This is a genomic window from Litoreibacter roseus, from assembly GCF_009811795.1.
GTDB lineage: Bacteria > Pseudomonadota > Alphaproteobacteria > Rhodobacterales > Rhodobacteraceae > Litoreibacter > Litoreibacter roseus.
Window position 1 is genome coordinate 101256 of record NZ_BLJE01000004.1, and the last position, 21059, is coordinate 122314.

Annotated in this window: 22 protein-coding genes; 13 read left to right on the forward strand and 9 right to left on the reverse strand. The window is 57.8% G+C overall.

The genetic code is table 11. The features are described 5' to 3' along the window. Positions 1-33 precede the first annotated feature (33 nt). The gene (locus KIN_RS16550) at positions 34-510 is read right to left on the reverse strand and encodes a DUF3576 domain-containing protein (RefSeq protein WP_243144956.1); all 477 of its coding nucleotides are present in this window, start codon (positions 508-510) and stop codon (positions 34-36) included. A gap of 264 nt (positions 511-774) precedes the next feature. On the opposite strand from KIN_RS16550, the gene KIN_RS16555 reads away from it, so the two are divergent. Together KIN_RS16555 and KIN_RS16560 are read left to right on the forward strand one after the other, a co-directional pair. After that, complete coding sequence (locus KIN_RS16555; protein WP_159809145.1) at positions 775-1773, forward strand: porin; 999 nt, start codon at positions 775-777, stop codon at positions 1771-1773. 116 nt (positions 1774-1889) lie between these two features. After that, positions 1890-2546: a YggS family pyridoxal phosphate-dependent enzyme gene (locus KIN_RS16560; protein WP_159809147.1), complete on the forward strand. Its 657-nt coding sequence runs from the start codon at positions 1890-1892 to the stop codon at positions 2544-2546. Here the strand turns inward: KIN_RS16560 and KIN_RS16565 are convergent. Then, positions 2531-3034: a L,D-transpeptidase family protein gene (locus KIN_RS16565; protein WP_159809149.1), complete on the reverse strand. Its 504-nt coding sequence runs from the start codon at positions 3032-3034 to the stop codon at positions 2531-2533. The genes KIN_RS16560 and KIN_RS16565 overlap by 16 nt on opposite strands. Continuing rightward, positions 3031-4107, reverse strand: coding sequence for a GTP cyclohydrolase II (gene ribA / locus KIN_RS16570; protein WP_159809151.1), 1077 nt, complete (start codon positions 4105-4107; stop codon positions 3031-3033). Before ribA ends, KIN_RS16565 begins: the two co-directional genes overlap by 4 nt. Positions 4108-4269: 162 nt before the next feature. On the opposite strand from ribA, the gene KIN_RS16575 reads away from it, so the two are divergent. The 5 genes from KIN_RS16575 to KIN_RS16595 all read left to right on the forward strand — a co-directional run bounded on the left by KIN_RS16575 (position 4270) and on the right by KIN_RS16595 (position 7771). After that, a complete protein-coding gene (locus KIN_RS16575) occupies positions 4270-4956 on the forward strand; it encodes a response regulator transcription factor (RefSeq protein WP_159809153.1) in 687 nt (228 codons plus the stop codon). A 212-nt stretch (positions 4957-5168) separates the two neighbouring features. Continuing rightward, a complete protein-coding gene (locus tag KIN_RS16580) occupies positions 5169-5957 on the forward strand; it encodes an exodeoxyribonuclease III (protein WP_159809155.1) in 789 nt (262 codons plus the stop codon). Positions 5958-6006: 49 nt separating this feature from the next. Beyond that, positions 6007-6924 carry a thioredoxin gene (gene trxA, locus KIN_RS16585; RefSeq protein ID WP_159809157.1) on the forward strand — a complete coding sequence of 306 codons (918 nt, stop codon included), beginning with the start codon at positions 6007-6009 and terminating at the stop codon, positions 6922-6924. A 26-nt stretch (positions 6925-6950) separates the two neighbouring features. Next, complete coding sequence (locus KIN_RS16590) at positions 6951-7592, forward strand: LON peptidase substrate-binding domain-containing protein (RefSeq protein WP_159809159.1); 642 nt, start codon at positions 6951-6953, stop codon at positions 7590-7592. Next, positions 7589-7771, forward strand: coding sequence for a Trm112 family protein (locus tag KIN_RS16595; RefSeq protein ID WP_159809161.1), 183 nt, complete (start codon positions 7589-7591; stop codon positions 7769-7771). The genes KIN_RS16590 and KIN_RS16595 overlap by 4 nt, the downstream gene beginning before the upstream one ends. On the opposite strand, the gene KIN_RS16600 is transcribed toward KIN_RS16595, so the two are convergent. Continuing rightward, on the reverse strand, positions 7768-9030 hold the full coding sequence (locus tag KIN_RS16600; protein ID WP_373281673.1) for a UbiH/UbiF/VisC/COQ6 family ubiquinone biosynthesis hydroxylase: 1263 nt from the start codon (positions 9028-9030) through the stop codon (positions 7768-7770). The two genes, KIN_RS16595 and KIN_RS16600, sit on opposite strands and share 4 nt — an antisense overlap. Positions 9031-9077: 47 nt before the next feature. On the opposite strand from KIN_RS16600, the gene KIN_RS16605 reads away from it, so the two are divergent. From KIN_RS16605 to KIN_RS16620, 4 genes are all read left to right on the forward strand, one after another. After that, entirely contained in the window at positions 9078-10409 is a 1332-nt protein-coding gene (locus KIN_RS16605) for an amidase (RefSeq protein WP_243144958.1), read from the forward strand. A gap of 137 nt (positions 10410-10546) precedes the next feature. Beyond that, a complete protein-coding gene (locus KIN_RS16610; protein WP_159809163.1) occupies positions 10547-11728 on the forward strand; it encodes an aminotransferase class I/II-fold pyridoxal phosphate-dependent enzyme in 1182 nt (393 codons plus the stop codon). Between the two features lie 15 nt (positions 11729-11743). Continuing rightward, positions 11744-14440, forward strand: a complete 2697-nt coding sequence (locus tag KIN_RS16615) for a DNA translocase FtsK (RefSeq protein WP_159809165.1) — start codon at positions 11744-11746, stop codon at positions 14438-14440. A 70-nt stretch (positions 14441-14510) separates the two neighbouring features. Beyond that, complete coding sequence (locus KIN_RS16620) at positions 14511-15107, forward strand: LolA family protein (protein WP_174239136.1); 597 nt, start codon at positions 14511-14513, stop codon at positions 15105-15107. Here KIN_RS16620 and KIN_RS16625 read toward each other — a convergent pair. Both KIN_RS16625 and KIN_RS16630 read right to left on the reverse strand, forming a co-directional pair. Next, the gene (locus KIN_RS16625) at positions 15104-15688 is read right to left on the reverse strand and encodes a transglycosylase SLT domain-containing protein (RefSeq protein ID WP_159809169.1); all 585 of its coding nucleotides are present in this window, start codon (positions 15686-15688) and stop codon (positions 15104-15106) included. The genes KIN_RS16620 and KIN_RS16625 overlap by 4 nt on opposite strands. An 84-nt stretch (positions 15689-15772) precedes the next feature. Continuing rightward, the gene (locus KIN_RS16630; RefSeq protein WP_159809171.1) at positions 15773-16654 is read right to left on the reverse strand and encodes an AEC family transporter; all 882 of its coding nucleotides are present in this window, start codon (positions 16652-16654) and stop codon (positions 15773-15775) included. A gap of 85 nt (positions 16655-16739) precedes the next feature. On the opposite strand from KIN_RS16630, the gene hspQ reads away from it, so the two are divergent. Further along, the gene (hspQ, locus tag KIN_RS16635) at positions 16740-17069 is read left to right on the forward strand and encodes a heat shock protein HspQ (protein ID WP_159809596.1); all 330 of its coding nucleotides are present in this window, start codon (positions 16740-16742) and stop codon (positions 17067-17069) included. A gap of 3 nt (positions 17070-17072) precedes the next feature. Here the strand turns inward: hspQ and KIN_RS16640 are convergent, their stop codons facing one another. The 3 genes from KIN_RS16640 to KIN_RS16650 all read right to left on the reverse strand — a co-directional run bounded on the left by KIN_RS16640 (position 17073) and on the right by KIN_RS16650 (position 19800). Then, the gene (locus KIN_RS16640; RefSeq protein WP_159809173.1) at positions 17073-18653 is read right to left on the reverse strand and encodes a gamma-glutamyltransferase family protein; all 1581 of its coding nucleotides are present in this window, start codon (positions 18651-18653) and stop codon (positions 17073-17075) included. Between the two features lie 312 nt (positions 18654-18965). Beyond that, positions 18966-19460, reverse strand: a complete 495-nt coding sequence (locus KIN_RS16645) for an ATP-binding protein (RefSeq protein ID WP_159809175.1) — start codon at positions 19458-19460, stop codon at positions 18966-18968. Then, on the reverse strand, positions 19441-19800 hold the full coding sequence (locus KIN_RS16650) for an STAS domain-containing protein (protein ID WP_159809177.1): 360 nt from the start codon (positions 19798-19800) through the stop codon (positions 19441-19443). Before KIN_RS16650 ends, KIN_RS16645 begins: the two co-directional genes overlap by 20 nt. An 86-nt stretch (positions 19801-19886) precedes the next feature. Here KIN_RS16650 and KIN_RS16655 point away from each other — a divergent pair, with 86 nt between their 5' ends. Continuing rightward, entirely contained in the window at positions 19887-21059 is a 1173-nt protein-coding gene (locus KIN_RS16655) for a thiolase family protein (RefSeq protein WP_159809179.1), read from the forward strand.

Below are 21059 nucleotides of genomic sequence, written 5' to 3' on the forward strand. Positions count from 1 at the left end.
GGCGTTTGTCATAAGTTCAACTGGGGCGACGGTCTAGAGGTTGGTGTCGCGGATGCGGAGCTGACGTGCCCGGTTCAGGATGGCATCTTCCACGGCACGGCTGGTTTCCCGATCAACCGCAGCACCATTGCGGCCCTGAAGCGCCACACGCAGGGATCGTGCGTCTAAAGCCGGATCACTAATGTAGACCGTCGCGCGATAGGCTCGGGAGGATCCTTGCGGGCTACCATATCCCAAAACGATGGTGCCGGTGAACGGGTCCGCGGCCTGAAGTGGCATGAAATTCAGCACGTCCAGCGAAGCGTTCCAGAGGTACTTGTTCACCTCAAGCGTGGTATTCGGATCATCGCGGGCATCAAACAGATCAAAAAGGGAATCTCGGCGCTGCGCTGCATCGGTCCGCGCTGCGCTGTCAAAATCCCGTTCAAATCCGGTATCGTTCTGGCCACCACACGCAGCCACGCCACCTGCCAGCGCCAAAGCCAAAACGGCATTCAAAGCTAATCTCACCGAATTCTCCCGCTTACCCCGGCCCGGAAAGGCCATTGGTCACACTCGCCGTCATATAACGCAGGCTTGAGAGCGACAAGTTCTATTCCCGAAGATCAACGGCGGAGCGGGTTCCGTCACTGTGGCACCATTGCATCAATATTTCGGGTTGGGGGCCGGGTGTCTCACATCGACTTGAAAAGAAAAGCCAGTCGTAGGATTTAACCACAGACCCAATTCGGACTCACTGGATTGAGTTGAACCAATGAGAATAGAGGGAAAACCATGAAAAAGATTCTCCTTGCATCCACAGCGATCGTCGCCTTCTGCGGCGCTGCAGCTGCCGATGTGTCCCTGTCCGGCCGTGCCGAAATGGGTATTGTTGACAGTGACGCCGATGACATTAGCGCACAGTTCTTCACCGACATCGACGTTACGTTCACCATGTCCGGTGAAACAGACGGCGGTCTGGCTTTCGGTGCATCCGTTGACCTCGATGAAGGTGGCGACGGTTCGGCTGCTTCCGACGACAACTCGGACGATGGTGGCGCAACGATCTTCATCTCCGGTGGCTTTGGTACGGTCACTATGGGTGATACAGACGGCGCTCTGGACTGGGCGCTGAGCGACGCTGGCAACAACAACAATGGTGGTTCCATCAACGACGATGAAACCGAGCATGCTGGTTACAACGGCTCCTACCTTGACGGTGACGGCGGTAACGACGGTCAGATCCTGCGCTACAACTACACAGCCGGTGCATTTGGATTTGCTATCTCTTATGAGCAGGGCGACACTGACTTTGAAGATTTTGACTTCGGTGATGAGCGGACAGAATCAGACGAATCCGACGGTTTCGCGATTGGTGTTCGCTACGGTCTCGACATCGCAGCAGGTACTGTAAACTTCGGCCTTGGTTACCAAGAAGTTGATGTTGACGGCGATGACAACGATCTGGACGGCATCGGTCTTTCGATCGCAGCAACCTTCGATAATGGTTTGGCTGCTGGCATCACATATCTCGACGGTGAGTTCGACGGCGACGACGAAGGCGACGATCACATCGGCGTTGGCATCGGCTACACGACTGGTGCGATCACTCTGCACGCAAACTACGGTCAGTATGATTACGGTGACGACTCCGAAGCAGAAGGCTTCGGTCTGTCCGCAGCTTACGACCTCGGCGGTGGCGCAGTTGTTCACGCTGGTTACGGCGACAGCGACTTCGACGACGACGACGCAGACTTCTCCACGTTCTCCTTGGGCCTCGGCCTGAGCTTCTAAGTTTTCTTAGAAGAGATGTGTTAGGAAGAGCGGGCTTCGGCCCGCTCTTTTCTTTTGTGCTCCCCTCTCGCTTCTGAAAAACTGTCAGAAATGATAAGCGGTTGGAGCGCACACCCATGTCACTGGCAGATATCAAGTCCCGTATCGCTCAGGCCGAAGCTGCAGTGGATCGGATTGGGCAAACCCATCTGATTGCGGTTTCCAAGATCCAGCCCAACGAGCGGGTCGAAGCCGTTCTGAACGACGGGCACCGCAGCTTCGGTGAAAACCGCGTTCAGGAAGCTGCTGGCAAATGGCCTGCGTTTCGCGAAACGTATTCCGGCATCGAATTGCATCTCTTGGGACCTTTGCAAACAAACAAAGCCCGCCAAGCGATGGAGCTGTTCGATGTTATCCACACGCTGGATCGTCCAAAACTTGCCGGGAAGGTCGCGACCCTCAAGGATGAGTTGGGTAAATGTCCGGATCTGTTCATCCAGATCAATACCGGAGAAGAACCACAGAAAGCGGGCATTCCCCCCGGTGAAGCCGACGCGTTCATCAATCACTGCAAAGAGTTAGGTTTGCCCATCATAGGCCTTATGTGCATCCCACCGGTCGACGAGGAAGCGGCACTGCATTTCGCACTGCTCGCGAAAATCGCAGCAAGAAATGGGCTTGATAACCTCAGCATGGGCATGAGTGCAGACTTTGAAAAAGCGATCACCTTTGGCGCAACGCATATTCGCGTGGGTTCGGCTATTTTTGGAGAACGCGTTTACGAAGACGCCTGAACGATCAGCCGGGTTTGATGCCGAATGCGCGCGGCAATCCAGAGCAGATCACATCTGTCAAATGCGACGCAGCCCTCTGTCGGGTATCGTGGTCGCCGCCACGTATGGATAAAGATCGCGGACCCTTTGCCTTTTTGCGCATAAGGCCAGTTCCAATCCGTCAAGATCACCAGATCATACAGCGGATCGCTGCGGGTCAAGCGCTCGTGAGACGCGGGGAACGGGGTCTTCACCATGAGATTGTAATCTTCATGGCTGGCGTCATCGCACCATAAGTCAGTGGGCCCAATCGCAACGCCCCAATCGGCAGGTCGCGCCATCCGGTCTGGACGGTAGAGCATGCCGACGATCCGGTGCGTGCCGATTGGCGTCGCGCCATCGCCCTCGCGCTTGTCGTCTGTCAGACCGCCCCGCCCAATGCTGCAAGGGAACCGGCGACCCATGAACCGACAGGACCATGGGGTAACGACCAGATCATGCGGTTTCACAACAAGTGGCCCGATCGTTCAGCCTTCGTTGCCAGATATCGGGCATTTTCTTTCGTTAGACCAACCTTAAGCGGAACGCGCTCTACCACCCCAACACCGTTTTCCTGAAGCATCTTCATCTTTGCCGGATTATTCGTCAGCAGCCTAACCGCATGAAAACCCAGACGTTTGAGAAGGGATGCACCGATCCGGAAATCCCGCTCATCATCTTCAAACCCAAGCCTGTGATTTGCGTCAACCGTATCAAATCCTTGATCCTGAAGCGCGTATGCCCGCATCTTGTTGGTTAGCCCGATGCCCCGTCCCTCTTGATTGAGATAGAGAAGGATGCCGTGCCCTTCCGATCCCATCATCGCAAGGGCTGCCCGCAACTGAGGTCCGCAATCGCATTTCAATGACCCCAAAAGATCACCTGTGAAGCATGCCGAATGTAGGCGACTGAGTACAGGCGCAGACCGATCGGGCGCCCCGATCTCAATCGCGTAGTGTTCTTCCGTTCCATCATCGCTTTGAAAGACGTGAAGCCGTCCCTCGGGATGTGCAGACAGGGGCAGTTTGGCCGAAACAATCGGCTCAAAGATATGCTGTCGGACTGCCTCCGATCGAAGCGCATCAAGCGACAGATGACACAAACCACTGGTGTCCTCTGGGGCCACAGCTGCAACGGGCGCCAACATAGCGGCAGGCAACAAACGGGCTGACTTGACCAGCACAACTGCGCACAAGGCATCAGCGGCGTCGCCGTCCCGAATGCTGGACACCGGCCCCTTCATCGGATGGCGCAGGTCAAGCGTTGGGTCGGCCATCGCTCGCACCCAAGTGCTTTCGGCGTCAGCCGGAACGATCATCCGGGCGACATCGCCGTCGTAGCTTCGAATTTTCAGTGTATTGGCACGGTGTCGGGACAGCGCGAGGGTCAGGGGACAGTTCAGGCTCTTTAGTGCTTCAAACCGATGCTTGGCCAGAACCTCCGCAGCGATCACCAGATGATTGCCGACAACGACAGGCGCGCCAGCGCGCAGATCGCCCCGCGCCCGCGCAATCAGTTCGGAGGATGTTAGTGCGAGTCCCATAGCCTCAACTTCTGTAACAAACAGCGTCTCTCCCTACCTCGATCGTTTCGGATTTGAAACATTTAGCGTGATCCTGACACGTCGCCGTGAATAACGGGCCCGTGAGTTGTGAGATGTCACATGTGTTCCCAAATTAGAGAGGACAAGGGAAGGAACAAGCATATGGCGACGCTTAAGAAAATTCTGTTGGTTGATGACGACGATGATCTTCGCGAGGCGTTGTCAGAGCAACTTGTGATGACCGAAGACTTTGACGTGTTCGAGGCCGAGAACGGCGCGCACGCGATGGAGAAGGCAAAAGAAGCGATCTACGATCTGATCATCCTGGACGTGGGACTGCCAGATACCGATGGCCGCGAGTTGTGCCGCCTGATGCGAAAACAAGGCGTGAAATGCCCGGTTCTGATGCTGACAGGCCATGACAGCGATGCAGATACGATCCTTGGTCTTGATGCTGGTGCGAATGATTACGTGTCCAAGCCGTTCAAATTTCCAGTGCTTCTGGCCCGCATCCGCGCGCAACTGCGCCAGCATGAGCAATCCGAGGATGCCGTTTTCCAGCTTGGCCCGTACACGTTCAAGCCAGCGATGAAGATGCTGCTTACCGAAGATGACAAGAAAATTCGCCTGACGGAAAAAGAGACCAATATTCTCAAATTCCTCTACCGTTCCAGCGACGGCGTCGTGGCGCGCGACATGCTGCTGCACGAGGTGTGGGGATACAACGCAGGCGTGACGACCCATACTTTGGAGACGCATATTTATCGCCTGCGTCAAAAAATTGAACCAGATCCGTCCAACGCGCGTTTGCTGGTGACCGAGTCAGGCGGGTATCGGCTGAACGGTTAAACTCAGGGTCCGGCAACGCTGTCGGGTCCGACGTACGATCCCTTGCCATATCGGGATATAGACATGGCGCCTCCCTGTTGGACTGCCCGGACCTTTTATGGTCCGGGCTTTTTTACGTACCGCGCTGCCCGCCTGGACCTGAAATCCTGCTGGCGCTGCGGAAGACGCGGCAGTACGGTCCCGCCAAATCAGCCGACGCGGAGGGAATGACAATGGCTTTCACGCTTGCCACCTGGAACATCAACTCAGTGCGCCTGCGCGAGCAACTGGTGTGCAAGCTGATGGAAGCCGAGGCGCCCGATGTTTTGTGCCTGCAGGAATGTAAGAGCCCGGTGGACAAGATCCCGCTCGAGGCGTTCAAGGCGCTTGGCTACGGGCACATGGTGGCCCGGGGCGAGAAGGGTTACAATGGCGTGGCGATTTTTTCGAAACTGCCGTTGGAAGAGGCCGGTGCCGAGGATTTTGCTGGTCTTGGCCACGCACGCCACATCGCGGCACGTTTGGAAAACGGCGTTACGATCCACAACCATTATGTGCCTGCCGGGGGCGATGTGCCCGATCGGGAGGTGAACGTGAAGTTTGGCCAGAAGCTCGACTACCTGACAGACCTGCGCGATGCGTTTCATGCAAACGCGCCAGAGAAATCCATTCTCGTTGGCGATCTGAACATTGCACCTCGCGAAGATGACGTGTGGTCTCACAAGCAGCTTTTGAAGGTGGTCAGCCATACGCCCACCGAGGTTGAACATCTGGGCGAAGCGCAGGACGCCGGCAACTGGGTGGATGTGACCCGTACGGACATCCCCGAAGGCCAGCTTTATTCGTGGTGGTCTTATCGCGCGCGCGACTGGGATGCCGCTGACAAGGGGCGTAGACTGGACCACATCTGGGCCACAAAGGACATTGCGTCAGCGGCTCACGGCTCTCGCATCGTGCGGGACGCGCGGGGATGGGAAAAGCCATCGGACCACGCGCCTGTCTTTGCGACATTTGATCTTTGACGCACGCGCCCACATATAGGGCGCACGGAACCTAGAAGACGAGGATAGTATGCTGGAACTGAATGCAGGCGGCGACGTCACGAACCCCGGCGATCTGATCAAGGATAGTACAGAGGCCACGTTCATGCAGGACGTCATCGAAGCCTCGCAAGAGGTTCCGGTGATCGTGGATTTCTGGGCACCGTGGTGCGGCCCGTGCAAGACATTGGGCCCTGCGCTAGAAGCCGCGGTAACTGCCGCGGGTGGCAAAGTGAAGATGGTGAAGGTCGATGTGGACCAGAACCAGCAAATCGCGGCCCAGCTTCGGATCCAATCGATCCCCACGGTCTACGCGTTTTATCAAGGCCAGCCGGTTGATGCATTTCAAGGGGCCTTGCCCGCAAGTGAGATCAAGGCATTTATCGACAAGCTGATCACGGCCGCCGGTGGCGAAGGCGGCGACGGTTTGCAGGATGCCATCGATGCGGCAGAGGCGATGCTAGCCGAGGGCGCAGTGACGGATGCGGCCCAGACCTTCGCGGCGGTCCTTGGCGAAGACCCGTCTAATGCCGCCGCTTATTCTGGCCTGATCCGCGCCCATTTGGCGCTTGGTGAGGTCGATCAGGCGCAAGCCCTTTTGGACAATGCACCCGAAGATATCGCGACATCTCCCGAAATCGAGGCCGTTCGCGCTCAGATCGAACTGGCCCGACAGGCCGAAAATGCAGGCCCTGTCGCCGATCTGACGGCCAAGGTCGACGGCGCTCCGGATGACCATCAGGCCCGCTTCGATCTCGCGACCGCGCTCCATGCAAACGGAGACACTCAGGCGGCTGTCGACCAGCTTCTTGAACTGTTTCGGCGGGATCGCGACTGGAATGATGGCGCGGCCAAAGCGCAGCTTTTTACAATATTTGAAGCGCTGAAGGCCGAGGACCCAATCGCCCTGAATGGGCGGCGCAAGTTATCTTCGATGATATTTGCCTGAACCGGCCTGCGGGCTATCTTTTGAATATGATGAGAGCCGCAGACCTGCCCGACACGATCCCCGTGTTTCCCTTGCCGGGCGCGCTTCTTTTGCCGCGCGCGAGACTGCCGCTGCATCTGTTTGAGCCCCGTTACCTTCAGATGTTTGAAGATACTCTGAAGACGCCGCACCGGCTGATCGGTATGGTGCAGCCCCATGACGGCCCGGACGGGAAGCCGAAGCTTCATGCAATCGGATGCGGTGGGCGGATCACTCAATTTTCCGAGACCGAAGACGGCCGTTACATGATTACGCTGTCGGGGATCAGCCGGTTCCGGATCAAGCAGGAAACGACGGGGTTCTGCCCGTATCGGCGGGCCGATGTAAGTTGGGAGGGGTTCGGCCGCGATTTGGGGCCCACCGAGACGGATACCAATTTCGACCGGACAAACTTTCTGGAACTGCTCCACAAATATTTTGTGCATCACGGCCTTGAGACGGATTGGGACAGTCTAAAGGATGCTGAAGACGAGCTTCTGGTGAATTCGATCTCGATGCTGTGCCCTTTTGACCCCGAAGAAAAACAGGCGCTTCTCGAAGCTCCATCGCTGAGCACACGGCGTGAAACGCTGATAACGCTGATCGAATTTGCCTTGCGTGGTGGGATGGCCGACGAGGTGATCCAATGAGCGAACCAAACGCCCAGCGACACATGCTGGAGGGGCTGATTTGCCCGCTCACGCAAAGCACATTGCGATACGATGCGGATGCTCAGGAGCTGATTTCAGAAGCCGCAGATCTGGCCTTTCCGATCCGCGGCGGAATCCCGATCATGCTGATTGATGAGGCCCGCAAGCTGTCAGACTAAAGCGGCTGACCACGCAAAAGACGTGGGACATCCCCGGTCAAACCTGCAGCCTCCCGCATGAACCCACGTCGCAGACCGGGCACTGCGTTGACCAATCCCATTCCAATATCACGACCAAGTCGCATCAGCGGATTGTCATTTGAAAACATAGAGTTGAACGTATCGGTGGCGAGGGCCAACGTTGTCCTGTCAAAGGACCGCCAATCCGCATAACGATCCAAAACTGGCGCTGCCCCTATGTCCTCACCCCGACGCTTCGCGTCCACAAGCACCTCGGACAAGGCTGCCCCGTCTCGCAAACCCTGATTCAACCCCTGACCTGCAATGGGGTGAATTCCATGCGCCGCGTCGCCAATCAGAGCCAGGCGATCAGCAGTCAGCTGATCCGCAAGTGTCTGGTTCAACGGATATGAAAACCGCGCGCCAGCCACAGACAATGCCCCAAGAAAATCACCGAACGCAGGTTGCAGTGCCTCGATGAAACCTTCATCCGGCAGCGCAGAAATTTCTGCCGCGCGGTCATGGCTCTCCGCCCAAACGATGGAACTTCGGTTGCCGGTCAGCGGCAAGATCGCCAGCGGTCCGGCGGGCAGAAAAAACTGGTGCGCAATGCCGCCATGGGGTTTTTCATGACCGATGGCCGCGACAAGTGCGGTTTGACCATAATCCTTGAAGGATCGCGTGATTCCGGCACGTTGAGCGGTTCCACTTTTGCGCCCGTCACACCCGACAAGAAGAGAGGCGTTTACCGTTTCCTCACCCTCGATCTCAACCTCGACGGCACCGCCGAGCCCCTTCTGACCGATGACTGGGGCGCCCGTGAAATGCGTGATGTTTGGCTGATTTGAGATCGCCGCAAGAAACGCATCGCGCAGATGGCGGTCCTCAATCATGTAGCCCATCGGGCCTTCTTCCAGTTCGGCGTGATCAAAGTGCATCCAGAAAGGGGATGGCCCCTCGCCGGGCCGCCCATCGGTCACCTTAATTTCAAGCATCGGCTGGGCGTGTTCTGCAATCTGATCCCAAATGCCGATTACAGATAGAAGCCGGGTTGAGGCAAGGGCCAGCGCATAGCTGCGCCCGTCGAACTGGGTTTTCGCTGAGCCTTGCGTTTTATGTGCTTCGATTAGCGCGACTGTAAAACCGCCGCTCGCAAGGGCTAAAGCCAAGGCGCAGCCGTTTAACCCGCCTCCCACAATCGCGATGTCATACCGGTTTTTCATGCAACTGAATATGCGCATGATCCCGACATTGTCCATGTGCCGGAGTGCCGCTATCGTTCTGCATATTCAAAAAGGGGCGTTTCATGTCAGAGACTTGGCTAACGATGACTGCAAGCGATCTGGGCCGTGGGATTGCCAAGGGGGACATTGACCCAGTGGCATTGACTGAGGTGTACTTGGATGCAGCTCAAGTCCAAGAGATTACCCCGCGTATCTACGCCCGAATGACCGAAGATCGCGCTCGGGCCGAAGCAAAAGCCGCCGCGACACGGGCAAAGAACGGATTGCGCGCTTCTTTTCTGGACGGCGTACCGATCTCTTGGAAAGACCTGTTCGATACGGCCGGCGTTGCGACCGAAGCAGGCAGCGCGCTGTTGAAAGACCGCGTTCCGACGGCAGATGCCGAGGTCCTGCGGAATGCCACGGCGGCAGGTTTAGTCTGCCTCGGAAAGACACATATGTCGGAGCTTGCGTTTTCGGGTCTTGGGTTGAACCCGATCACAGCCACGCCGCCCTGCGTGAACAATACAGCGGCCGTCGCAGGTGGGTCTTCGTCCGGCGCGGCGACGTCTGTGGCGTTCGGGATCGCGGCGGGGGCCATCGGGTCGGACACTGGCGGCTCCGTACGTATTCCTGCGGCCTGGAACGATTTGGTGGGTCTCAAAACCACCCTGGGTCGTCTGTCGGTTAAGGGCAGTGTCCCGCTGTCTTCACGATTTGATACAGTGGGGCCATTGTGCCGCTCGGTCGAAGACGCCGCCCACCTGCTTTCCGCGCTGGAAGGCAGCCCATCCATTGATCTGACCGGTGCTCGTCTTGAGGGCGCACGCTTTGCCATACTGCGCACCGCTGCGTTTGACGACATCCGCGATGCACCCCAAGCCGCGTTCAAAAGCGCCGTTGAGCGATTGCAAAACGCGGGGGCACAGGTTGCGGACCTGTGGATACCTGAAGTCGATGAGGCCCTCAGCCTGTCAGCTGTGCTGTTTTCCAGTGAAGCCTATGGGCAATGGGCCGATGTGATAGAAGCAAACCCTGATCTGATGTTCCCGGAGATATTGAAGCGCTTCCGGGGTGGGGCGGATGTCTTGGCCAAAGACTACATTCAGGCGTGGTTCCGGCTGGAGGACATTCGCGTAGAATGGATCAAGCAAACCTCTGCTTTTGACGCGGTGATCCTGCCGACGTCGCCGATATTGCCACCGGATCTGGATCGGTTGATGAGCGATCCGGATTTTTACGTAACCGAAAACCTTCTGACGTTGCGCAACACGCGGATCGGGAACCTGATGGGACTGTCCGGATTGACGCTGCCGACGGGTGTTCCATCCACGGGCATCATGTTCCTGTCCGCGCCATTTTCCGAAGAACGACTGCTTCGGATTGGCGCGGCCGCAGAGCAGGCGCTGTCGTAAGGGGCGAAAAAGACACATTATTGCCGACGCGGCCTGACAAAATCAGGTGAAGTTCTGGACCGACAGGGTTTGGCCCGGTAGTTTGAGGGCAATCGGGGCGATATGATCCCGAACTCTGAGGCAATATTGGCGGTCCTATGACCTTCCCTGCACGGTTTTCGAACCTGCCCCCTTATGCGTTTCCGCGGCTGCGGAGCTTGCTGTCTGGTCTGGAGCCGGGCGGTGATGTCGTGGACATGACCATCGGATCCCCGATGCACCCCTTCCCCCGCTGGATTCTCGATATTCTGATGGAGCACGCGGATGATTTCGGGGGGTATCCCCCAAATGATGGCACGCCGGAACTGCGCAACGCCATCGCCGACTGGGCAAGTGCGCGCTACGAGATTTCCCTTGATCCGGACACTCAGGTCTTTCCGCTAAATGGCACACGCGAAGGCCTGTTCAACGCAACACTCGCGCTATGTGCCGAGACGAAAAACAACCAGCGCCCAGTTATTCTGACACCGAACCCGTTCTATCAGGTCTATGCGGTCGCAGCGCTCGCAGTGGATGCGGAGCCGATTTATGTGCCTGCGACACGTGAAACGGGCTTCCTGCCGGATTATCGGAGCCTGTCGCCCGAGATCTTAAACCGGGTGGTTGCAGCCTACATTTGCTCTCCGTCCAACCCGCAGGGCGCTGTGGCAGGCGCGTCTTACTGGATTGATTTGCTGGATCTTGCCGAAACCTATGATTTCAAAATTTTCGCAGATGAATGCTATTCTGAGATTTACCGCGATGTGGCGCCACTTGGGGCGTTGACCGCCGCGGGTCGCGCTCAGGCTGACCCGGAACGTGTTGTTTTGTTTAACTCTTTGTCAAAACGTTCGAATTTGGCAGGTTTGCGCTCCGGATTTGCGGCCAGCGGTCCTGAAAACATCGCAAGAATGAAAAGCCTGCGAAACTACGCAGGGGCCCCGTTGCCAAAGCCGCTGCAGCGGGCAGCGGAAAAAGTGTGGGCGGACGAGGCGCATGTCGAGGCGAACCGACAGCTCTACCGTGAGAAATTGGATTACGCGGATGGGCTTTTCGCCGAGATCGACGGCTACGTCGCGCCCGAGGCCGGGTTTTTCCTCTGGCTTCCGGTGGACGATGGTGAGGCCACCGCAAAACAGCTTTGGACAGAGCGCGGCGTTAAGGTGCTGCCCGGGTCCTATCTCGGCCGGGAGTATGACGGGAAAAACCCAGGTCAGACATACATCCGGGCGGCCTTGGTCGCCCCAATCAATGAACTGCAGAAAGGGCTTACGGCCCTCAAAAGCTGCGTCTACGGATAATGTGAGGTAACGAAGATGGCATTTCAGGCACGGCCAAGAGATCCATTTCTGGACAGTGATATGCAAGCGGCGATCGAGAAGCGCGGGAAAGAGCTTGTTGGTCTGGCGATGCTGGCCATCGGCATTTTGACGGCGATGCTTTTGATCTCTTACGTGCCCGAGGACCCAAGCTGGCTTTCCGCCACTGACGAGCCTGCGAAAAACTGGCTTGGTCGGTTCGGCGCGTCCTTGGCAAGCCCACTCTTCATTATTGTGGGGTTCGGCGCATGGGCCATCCCCGTTATCCTGTGTGTGTGGGGTGTTCGGTTCACCTTCCATATGGGCGCAGATCGGGCGTTTGGACGGATGATTTTCGCGCCTTTGGCCGTGGCCTTGGCCTCGGTCTATGCAACAACACATCTTCCGCCTGAAGGCTGGGCGCATTCTTTTGGCCCCGGGGGCCTATTTGGCGAAACGGTCTTGGGTGCGATCCTCACCATTGCACCAATCAGCGCGACGCTTGGTCTGAAAATCGTGGCGCTTCTGGTGTTCGCGACACTTATCGCATTCTCTTTGTTCGTCTTGGGTTTTGAACGACACGAATTGCTGCGTATCGGCCGCTTCATGCTGGTCGGCACGATCCTGACCTATGCAAGCCTGATGCGCGTTTTGCGGTCCCTGATATGGGGCGGCGTCAGTGCTGCAAGGGCGCGCGCGGCTCGTAGCCACACGGACGATTATGTCGATGATGAGCCAATCGAAGGTCCAAGCCTGTCCGCGCCTGTGCCGACAGCACCGAAAAAGCCAAGTTTGTTGGCTCGCATCCCCGCTTTGGTGAAACGCCCGGACCCTGAAGAGCTAAATGCCTACGAGGGGCAGGTCGATCATGACACGATGAGCCCTGAGGATCGGATCAAGTCGAAAATCTCAGATGTGGTCCGCAACCGTGGTAACCGGCTGGTCGCCGAACGTGACGCGCCAATCGCTCCGCGCGCAGAGCCAATTCTAACACGGGACCGTGCCGAACCCCCGCTGCAGGCGGATGTCGACGAAGACGACCCGATGGACATGCCAGAGTATCTGAGTGCGCCCACGAACCGGCTTCAGTCGGCGCCCATCACAAAGCCCGTGGTCCAACACCCGGCCCGGAAGGCTCCGACGCCGTCCAAAAAGGCACAGGCCGAGGCGCAACCGGCTCTTCAATTCGATGAGACCAATGGGGACGGGTTCGAGCTGCCACCGCTCAACCTGCTGGCAAATCCGACGACGATTGAACGCTATGTTCTCAGCGACGAGGCCCTTGAGGAAAACGCACGTATGCTTGAGGCCGTACTGGATGATTACGGTGTCAAAGGTGAAATCGTCAGCGTGCGGCCCGGACCCGTCGTCACCATGTACGAACTGGAACCAGCGCCAGGCCTTAAGGCCTCCCGCGTGATCGGTCTGGCCGATGATATTGCGCGGTCCATGTCGGCCCTGTCCGCGCGGGTCTCCACCGTGCCAGGTCGGTCCGTCATCGGGATCGAATTGCCAAACGAGAAACGCGAAATGGTGGTGCTGCGGGAAATCCTCGCGGCCCGTGATTTCGGCGACGGCAATCAGAAACTGCCTCTTGCCTTGGGCAAGGACATCGGCGGCGAGGCCATCGTCGCCAACCTTGCGAAGATGCCCCACCTGCTGATCGCCGGGACCACCGGATCCGGTAAATCAGTTGCGATCAACACCATGATCCTGTCCTTGCTGTATAAGCTGACGCCCGAGGAATGCCGGTTGATCATGATCGACCCGAAGATGCTGGAACTCAGCGTTTATGACGGCATCCCCCACCTTTTGTCCCCGGTTGTGACCGATCCCAAGAAGGCGGTCGTTGCCCTGAAATGGGTCGTGGGCGAAATGGAAGAGCGCTATCGCAAGATGTCCAAGATGGGCGTGCGCAACATCGACGGCTACAACGGCCGCGTGAAAGATGCGCTGTCGCGGGGTGAGTTGTTCAGCCGTACTGTTCAAACCGGGTTCGACGACGAAACCGGCGAACCGGTGTTCGAAACGGAGGAGTTCCAACCAGAGGCGATGCCCTATATCGTTGTCATCGTTGACGAGATGGCAGACTTGATGATGGTCGCGGGCAAAGAGATTGAAGCCTGCATTCAGCGTCTGGCGCAGATGGCGCGGGCTTCGGGCATCCACCTGATCATGGCGACGCAACGTCCATCCGTCGACGTGATCACCGGTACGATTAAAGCCAACTTCCCGACCCGGATCAGTTTCCAAGTGACCTCGAAGATCGACAGCCGCACTATTCTGGGAGAGCAGGGGGCCGAGCAGCTTTTGGGCATGGGGGACATGCTCTATATGGCGGGCGGCTCCAAGATCACCCGGATCCACGGGCCATTCGTGAGCGACGAAGAGGTCGAGGAAATCGTCACGCATCTGAAATCCTTCGGGCCACCTTCGTATATGTCTGGTGTCGTTGAAGGCCCGGATGAGGAGAAATCGAGCGACATAGACATGGTCCTCGGGCTGGGCGGCAACACGGATGGCGAGGACGCGCTGTATGACACTGCCGTTCAGGTTGTTTTGAAGGACCGGAAGTGTTCGACATCCTACATTCAGCGGAAACTGGCCATCGGATATAACAAAGCCGCGCGGTTGGTAGAGCAAATGGAAGAGCAGGGCCTTGTGTCGCCTGCCAACCATGTGGGCAAGCGCGAAATCCTCGTTCCAGAGCAGTAACATTCGGTTTCGCGGTTGTGATGGTGTGGGGGTTTAAAGCCGCGCCCGGTCGTTTAACTTGGAGAGCATGATGAGACACCTGCTTTTGACACCGATCGTCGTGCTTGCTTTGGCGGCACCTGCGATTGCCGACCGGATTCCGTTGTCCAAGATCTCGAACTACATGAACGCGATGACGTCCGCGACGGGGGAGTTCACGCAGATCAATTCTGACGGGACGGTGACAACGGGCGATATTTTCATCCGCCGGCCCGGTCGCGTTCGGTTCGAATATGCCCCGCCGGACAGAAGCCTTGTGATTGCCGGGGGCGGTCAAGTGGCTGTGTTTGATCCGAAATCAAACGTACCCCCGGAACAGTTTCCCCTGTCCCGCACGCCGCTCAACCTGATTTTGGCCGAGCGGGTCAACTTGAATCGCTCCAACATGGTGGTGGGCCACGGGCAGGACGGCAATGCGACGACCGTTACGGTGCAGGATCCGGCCAACCCGGAATACGGAAACATCCAGTTGAAGTTCACCGACAACCCGGTGGAGTTGCGTCAGTGGGTCATCACCAATGACACGGGCGCTCAAACGACAGTGATCCTGGGGGATCTGAACACCGGCGCACGGATCGGCGCCGGTAAATTCAGCATCCCGCAGGAAATCACCCGCCGCGGCTTCTAGGCCCGACCGCAGCCGATCAACTGATTGCGATACATGTCAGCCCGCGTCGCAACGCGGGAGGACACGCCCAAAAGCCAGCTTTTCCGATTGTAGCTGCCACGTGCAAAGCCTGCGCGCCCTTCGTGATAGGCCAGATACTGGTTGCGGGCGTCCGAGCGCGGAATGCCCAAACGCTCCGTGCTGCCATTCATGTACCAACCCATGAAATCCACGGCGTCGCTGAAATTGTCCCGTTTGGCACGTCTGCGTCGCTGATCATCGCGGTATTCGTCCCATGTCGCGTCCAGGGCTTGGCTGTATCCGAAGGCCGAGGACTGGCGCCCCATCGGGATAATGCCCAGCGTGTAGCGCAGTGGCGTTCGTGCATCGCCCACGAACTTACTTTCCTGATGGATGGTGGCCATCTGCACATGGACCGGGATGCCCCATTTGCGCTCGGTCTGTTTCATATCAGCGAACCAGCTGGGCCGCTGCGACGCGATAGAGCACGCGTTGTCGAGATTGCGGGGCGGAGATTGCACGCCAGAACTGCAACTGGCGACAAGAAGGAACAGCGCGACTGCGCGAAATACTTTGTTCATAGAAAATGCCTGTCTGCTTGGGCTTTTACCCGTTTCAAGCAGAATACCTCAAAATCCCAGTTCCGCAAAGTCACGAGTTTGGGTTTAAATCAGAAATGCGAGTGTCAGAGGGATGTAGCCCACTGAAAGCAGGGTCGAGACCACCACGAGCCCCGCCACAGATTCGGAATCCGCCTCATATTTTACCGCCAGCAGATACGACGTAACGGCAACTGGCGTGGCAACTTGAAGCACCAGAACGGCGAATGCGATCTGATCCAAGGCCAGCCACAAGCCAACGGCCACGGGGGCTGCGATGCAGATCGCCGCTTTGACGAGCGACAGGACAACGGCGCGGGTGATGCTCATAGGTTTCAACCGGGCCACGGCCACGCCAAGGGTAATCAACATCAGTGGAATAGCCATTTGGCCGATCAATTGTAGTGTATTCGTCAGAAATGTGGGTGTTTCCCAGCCTTGCCACAGGAACAGTGCGCCCAGCAATGTCGCGGCGACCAGAGGTTCCTTGAGGACTTTCAGGATGGATCCACCGCCCGAGACAAGCCAGACACCGAACGTGAAAGAGTAGATCGCCATAATGGCGAAAACGACGACCGCATAGCCTAACCCCTGGTCTCCAAAGGCAAAAAGCGCAAGGGGCAGTCCGAGATTGCCGGTATTTCCGAATATCAGCGGTGCCAGATAGGTTCTGACGTCCAGCCGGGCGATTTTGACCATCAGGAAACAGCCCAGCGTAACCAGACCATAGGCCAACGCCGCCGCGAGCGACAGGGTGGTCAAGGCCTCTGGCGAAATCTCGGTATTCATCAGGGCCACGAAGATCAGGCACGGCACCGAAAGGGTCATGGCCAGCCGCGTGACGAACTCGACCTTGTACTCGAAACCCATCTTGACCCAGCCAAATCCGATGGCTGCCAGAAGGAAAACCGGCGCAACGATTTCGAGCACTGTTAGAATCAGGTTCACAAACTGTTTCCTTGAATTTTAGGGGTGCTCAATGGACAAAACGCCGGTTGCGGGTCTAACTATGGGTGGTAAAGGTTGCAACGGTATGCTGAAAACTCACGCTAAATACACGCTTGGACAGATCGTCCGTCACAAGAAACATCCCTTCCGAGGGGTGATTTTTGACGTGGATGCAGAGTTTTCGAACACTGAGGAATGGTACGACAACATTCCAGAGGCCAGCCGTCCGCGCAAAGATCAACCGTTCTATCACCTTCTGGCCGAGAACGATGAAAGCTATTATGTGGCCTATGTGTCAGAGCAGAACCTGGCGTTGGATATGACGGGCGAGCCCGTTGATCACCCGGACCTGCCCGCCATGTTTGGCGATTATGACGGTATCGGAAAATATCCACTTCAGTTTGACTTCAACTGATCCTCAATAGCCAAGTGCACATCCGTCCTTTCTTGGGTCCGACGCCCCGTGTAAAACGCCAGCTGCCCGGTCAATGAAGATCGCCTGAGCGCCGCCAATGGGTGTGTCGGGGATCGAGACCTGATGCCCCCGATCCGCAAGGTCCTGACGCACGGCATCGCTGTACCCCCGCTCGACCTTCATATCGCCCGCGTCCGAGAAGCTGCGCGGTGCATCGATGGCGGCCTGTGGATGCATGCCATAGTCAGCGAGGTTCGTGATGAACCGCGCATGGCCATTCGGCTGATAGGCCCCGCCCATTACGCCAAATGGCATCGTAACCTCGCCGTTTTGGCGGATCATCGCGGGTATGATCGTGTGCATCGGGCGTTTGCGGCCGCCAAGCGCGTTCGGATGGCCCTCTTCCAGCGTAAAGCCCGCGCCACGGTTCTGGAACAGAATGCCGAACTTGTCCGAGGCAATGCCGGAACCGAAACTGTGGAAGATCGAATAGATCAGCGATACGGACATCAGATCCTTATCGACCACCGTCACATAGACCGTTTCCTTGTGAACCTGTTCTGAGATGGCGTGCGGGTCCGGCATAGCCCGTTTTGGATCAATCAGCGCGGCAAGCGCCTGCGCTGTGTCCATGGACAACATGTGATCCAAGCGGGTCGTGTGATCCGCGTCCGCCAAAAATCTGTTGCGCGCGTCATAGGCAAGCTTGGCGGCCTCTGCCTCCAGGTGCGCGCGGTCTGCACCCGCCGGATCAAGGCTGGCCAGATCGAACTGCGCAAGAATGTTGTTCATCAAAAGTGCCGTCGCCCCATGGCCATTGGGCGGATGCTCCACCAGATCCATGTCGCTATATGTGCCTGAGATCGGCATTGTGTAGTCACAGGCGGTCGCCGCGAAATCATCCAGCGTATGCTGTCCGCCCATCGCCTGCAGAGACGCCACCATATCCTCCGCAATCTCGCCTTCGTAAAAAGCATCGCGGCCGTCAAGCGCAATCCGGCGCAGAACCTCTGCCTGCTGGGGGCAGCGGAACAAGACGCCCGGCTCAGGCGCTTTGCCCTGAACCAGGTAGTGGTTCTGGGCCACGCCTTGGGGCGCGCCTTCAGCTTCTTTCCAGTCGAAACTGGTGCGGGGGCCAACCGGAACGCCGGCTTCGGCGTAGCGGATCGCAGGTGCCAGAACGTCCGCCAGGCTTTTGCGGCCCCAATCGGCGGACAGTTTACAAAATGCATCGATCGCGCCGGGGACCGTGACGGCGTCGACGCTGTTGGGCGTAATTGCGGTAAGACCCTTGCCCCGCAGGGCCCGTGCGCTCGCCGCTTGTGGCGCACGCCCCGATCCGTTCAGCGCAATTATGTCGGGCTCCCCCGGCACGTCAACGAGCACAAAGCAATCGCCGCCGATCCCGGTCATCTGTGGTTCGCAAATTCCCAACAAAACCGCGGCGGCAATGGATGCATCGACTGCGTTTCCGCCGGACTCAAGGATCTGGACCGCAACTTTCGCGGCAAGCGGGTGGGATGTGGCACACATACCGTTTGTCGCAAACACGGTAGACCGGCCGGGCAGATGAAAGTCGCGCATAAAAGAGATCCTGAAGTTGAGTGTGATCGCAACTTTAGGTCACCCAGCGGCGGTGTCCATCATTCGAATTTTTGGAAAAATGCAGGGTAGTCCTCGGCACTACGTATCTGGGTGGGGGCTGATAAACGCAGCACCGAGGGCAGCCATGCAGCTACAAAACCAAGGTCGCCGCAATTGATGGCGCGGATTGGGTGCAAATGAGGAAAAACCATGGCCGCCCGATAAAACTCTGATGACGGAGGCGCGCATCGTGTCGAATGAATCTACCGCCTGCCTATTGTCGCCACTGGGGAAACAAGATCGGGCAAATGGTCAACGCTCGGCATCAGAGCGCGCGATTGTGTAGATCAGATAGTTCGCGTCGTTGTACCGCCTGTAGTCGCATCTGGACGTCATTTGATGAATCAGGGACCAGCCAAATCCACCTTCCGGCAAGTCATAGAGCGGGACATCGACACGTGTTGTCTTCGGTTCCGGAACGGCAAGGCCCGGCATAGGGTGCCCGCGATCCAGCGTCAGAATGGTCACGTCGTTGTCTGAGACGTAGGCGGAAAGTTCAATCATCCCGCCTGAGATGTCTCTGTATCCATGGCGCACGATGTTGGTCAGCACCTCTGCGGTCACAAGTTCCAGTTCAATCCGCGGGCTCGGCGTGCTGCCGACCAGCGGTTCGACGCGCTCGCACAGGGTCTGAACCATCTCTCGGATCGTTGCGAAATTTGCCGTACCGGACAGGCTGAACGTCGGGGTCTTTGTTAGCAGGTCAAGATGGGTGCCATCCGGTAAATCAGGCGGCAGTTGCGTCATTTTTACTGCTTTCTCCAGCGCCGAGTGCGTCTTTGCGGCTGTCGTGCAGCGTAAATACCTTGTCCATCCGGGTCAGCGAAAAGACCTTTTCGACGGCCGGTGTCATGCCTGTCAGTTCAAGAGGGCGCCCGTTCAGGCATTTCAGGGCAGCCACCATGGCCCCCAACCCGCTGCTGTCCATGAAATTTACGTTCTTGAGGTCAACCAGAACGCGCTGATCCCAATCCTTGATGGCCTCACGGAAGCAGTCTTTCATTTGAATGGCGCTCGCTGCATCGATGCGTTCGGCTTGCACGGTCAGAACTAAAACGTCATCGTGTGTTTCACGGCTCAGGTCCATTGCCTTACCTCCTTTTAACTTGATCCAATCGTTAAGAGGAAAAGGTTACCAAGTCGTTTTGATCAGACACCAAGAGCGAGGTCGTGATGAGATCAGTTGTCATTTCCGGGGCCAGCCGGACTGCTATGGGCGGGTTCCAGGGCGCGTTTTCCTCCGTTGACGCTCCGGCTTTGGGCGGTGCGGCCATAAAAGGTGCGCTCGATGGGGCGGGAGCCCAGACCACTGATGAGGTTCTCATGGGATGCGTTTTGCCCGCGGGGCAGGGGCAAGCACCGGCGCGGCAGGCTGCTTTCGCAGGGGGTCTTGGCGAAGATGTGCCCGCGACCACGCTGAACAAAATGTGTGGTTCGGGCATGAAGGCTGCCATGATGGCGTTCGATCAAATCGCCTTAGGCCACGCCAGCACCATGATCGCAGGCGGAATGGAGAGTATGACGAACGCGCCGTACCTTTTGCCCAAGATGCGCGGCGGCGCGCGCATCGGTCACCAGGGTGTGCAGGACTCCATGTTTCTCGACGGGCTGGAGGACGCATATGACAAGGGGCGCCTGATGGGCACCTTTGCGGAAGATTGCGCCGAGAAGTTCCAGTTCACCCGTGCGGCGCAGGATGATTACGCGCTGGCGTCGCTGTCACGCGCGCTGGAGGCCCAGAGGACGGATGCGTTCGACGCTGAAATTGCGCCTGTCATGGTGCGTCATCGTAAGGACACCGTCACAATCAACGAGGATGAGCAGCCTGCCAGCGCGCGCCCTGAGAAGATCCCGCAGCTCAAACCTGCGTTTCGCGAGGGTGGCACGGTGACGGCAGCCAATGCATCCTCAATCTCGGACGGGGCGGCGGCATTGTTTCTGGCAGCCGAGAGCGCTGCAAAAGAAGCAGATATGCCAATCCGCGCGCGTTTTCTGGGTCATGCCAGCCATGCACAAGCACCCGGCTGGTTTACGACCGCCCCTGTGCCCGCCGCGCAAAAGCTGCTCAAACGGTTGGGGTGGTCCGTGGATGACGTAGATCTGTGGGAGGTGAACGAGGCCTTTGCCGTCGTGCCGATGGCCTTCATGCAAGAGATGAATGTCAGCCACGATAAAGTGAACGTCAATGGTGGCGCCTGTGCCTTGGGCCACCCGATCGGCGCGTCGGGTGCACGGATCATGGTCACGCTTCTCAACGCATTGGAAAAGCGCGACCTCAAGCGCGGTGTTGCGGCCATCTGCATTGGTGGTGGTGAGGGCACGGCCATCGCAATCGAACGACCCTAG

Coding starts and splice junctions, on each gene's coding strand:
- KIN_RS16610 (WP_159809163.1), top strand. CDS start 10,547: ATGACCTTCCCTGCACGGTTTTCGAACCTGCCCCCTTATGCGTTTCCG.
- KIN_RS16555 (WP_159809145.1), top strand. CDS start 775: ATGAAAAAGATTCTCCTTGCATCCACAGCGATCGTCGCCTTCTGCGGC.
- KIN_RS16650 (WP_159809177.1), bottom strand. CDS start 19,800: ATGGACCTGAGCCGTGAAACACACGATGACGTTTTAGTTCTGACCGTG.
- hspQ (WP_159809596.1), top strand. CDS start 16,740: ATGCTGAAAACTCACGCTAAATACACGCTTGGACAGATCGTCCGTCAC.
- KIN_RS16580 (WP_159809155.1), top strand. CDS start 5,169: ATGGCTTTCACGCTTGCCACCTGGAACATCAACTCAGTGCGCCTGCGC.
- ribA (WP_159809151.1), bottom strand. CDS start 4,107: ATGGGACTCGCACTAACATCCTCCGAACTGATTGCGCGGGCGCGGGGC.
- KIN_RS16655 (WP_159809179.1), top strand. CDS start 19,887: ATGAGATCAGTTGTCATTTCCGGGGCCAGCCGGACTGCTATGGGCGGG.
- KIN_RS16640 (WP_159809173.1), bottom strand. CDS start 18,653: ATGCGCGACTTTCATCTGCCCGGCCGGTCTACCGTGTTTGCGACAAAC.
- KIN_RS16625 (WP_159809169.1), bottom strand. CDS start 15,688: ATGAACAAAGTATTTCGCGCAGTCGCGCTGTTCCTTCTTGTCGCCAGT.
- KIN_RS16600 (WP_373281673.1), bottom strand. CDS start 9,030: ATGGACAATGTCGGGATCATGCGCATATTCAGTTGCATGAAAAACCGG.
- KIN_RS16560 (WP_159809147.1), top strand. CDS start 1,890: ATGTCACTGGCAGATATCAAGTCCCGTATCGCTCAGGCCGAAGCTGCA.
- KIN_RS16595 (WP_159809161.1), top strand. CDS start 7,589: ATGAGCGAACCAAACGCCCAGCGACACATGCTGGAGGGGCTGATTTGC.
- KIN_RS16615 (WP_159809165.1), top strand. CDS start 11,744: ATGGCATTTCAGGCACGGCCAAGAGATCCATTTCTGGACAGTGATATG.
- trxA (WP_159809157.1), top strand. CDS start 6,007: ATGCTGGAACTGAATGCAGGCGGCGACGTCACGAACCCCGGCGATCTG.
- KIN_RS16645 (WP_159809175.1), bottom strand. CDS start 19,460: ATGACGCAACTGCCGCCTGATTTACCGGATGGCACCCATCTTGACCTG.
- KIN_RS16620 (WP_174239136.1), top strand. CDS start 14,511: ATGAGACACCTGCTTTTGACACCGATCGTCGTGCTTGCTTTGGCGGCA.
- KIN_RS16590 (WP_159809159.1), top strand. CDS start 6,951: ATGATGAGAGCCGCAGACCTGCCCGACACGATCCCCGTGTTTCCCTTG.
- KIN_RS16575 (WP_159809153.1), top strand. CDS start 4,270: ATGGCGACGCTTAAGAAAATTCTGTTGGTTGATGACGACGATGATCTT.
- KIN_RS16605 (WP_243144958.1), top strand. CDS start 9,078: ATGTCAGAGACTTGGCTAACGATGACTGCAAGCGATCTGGGCCGTGGG.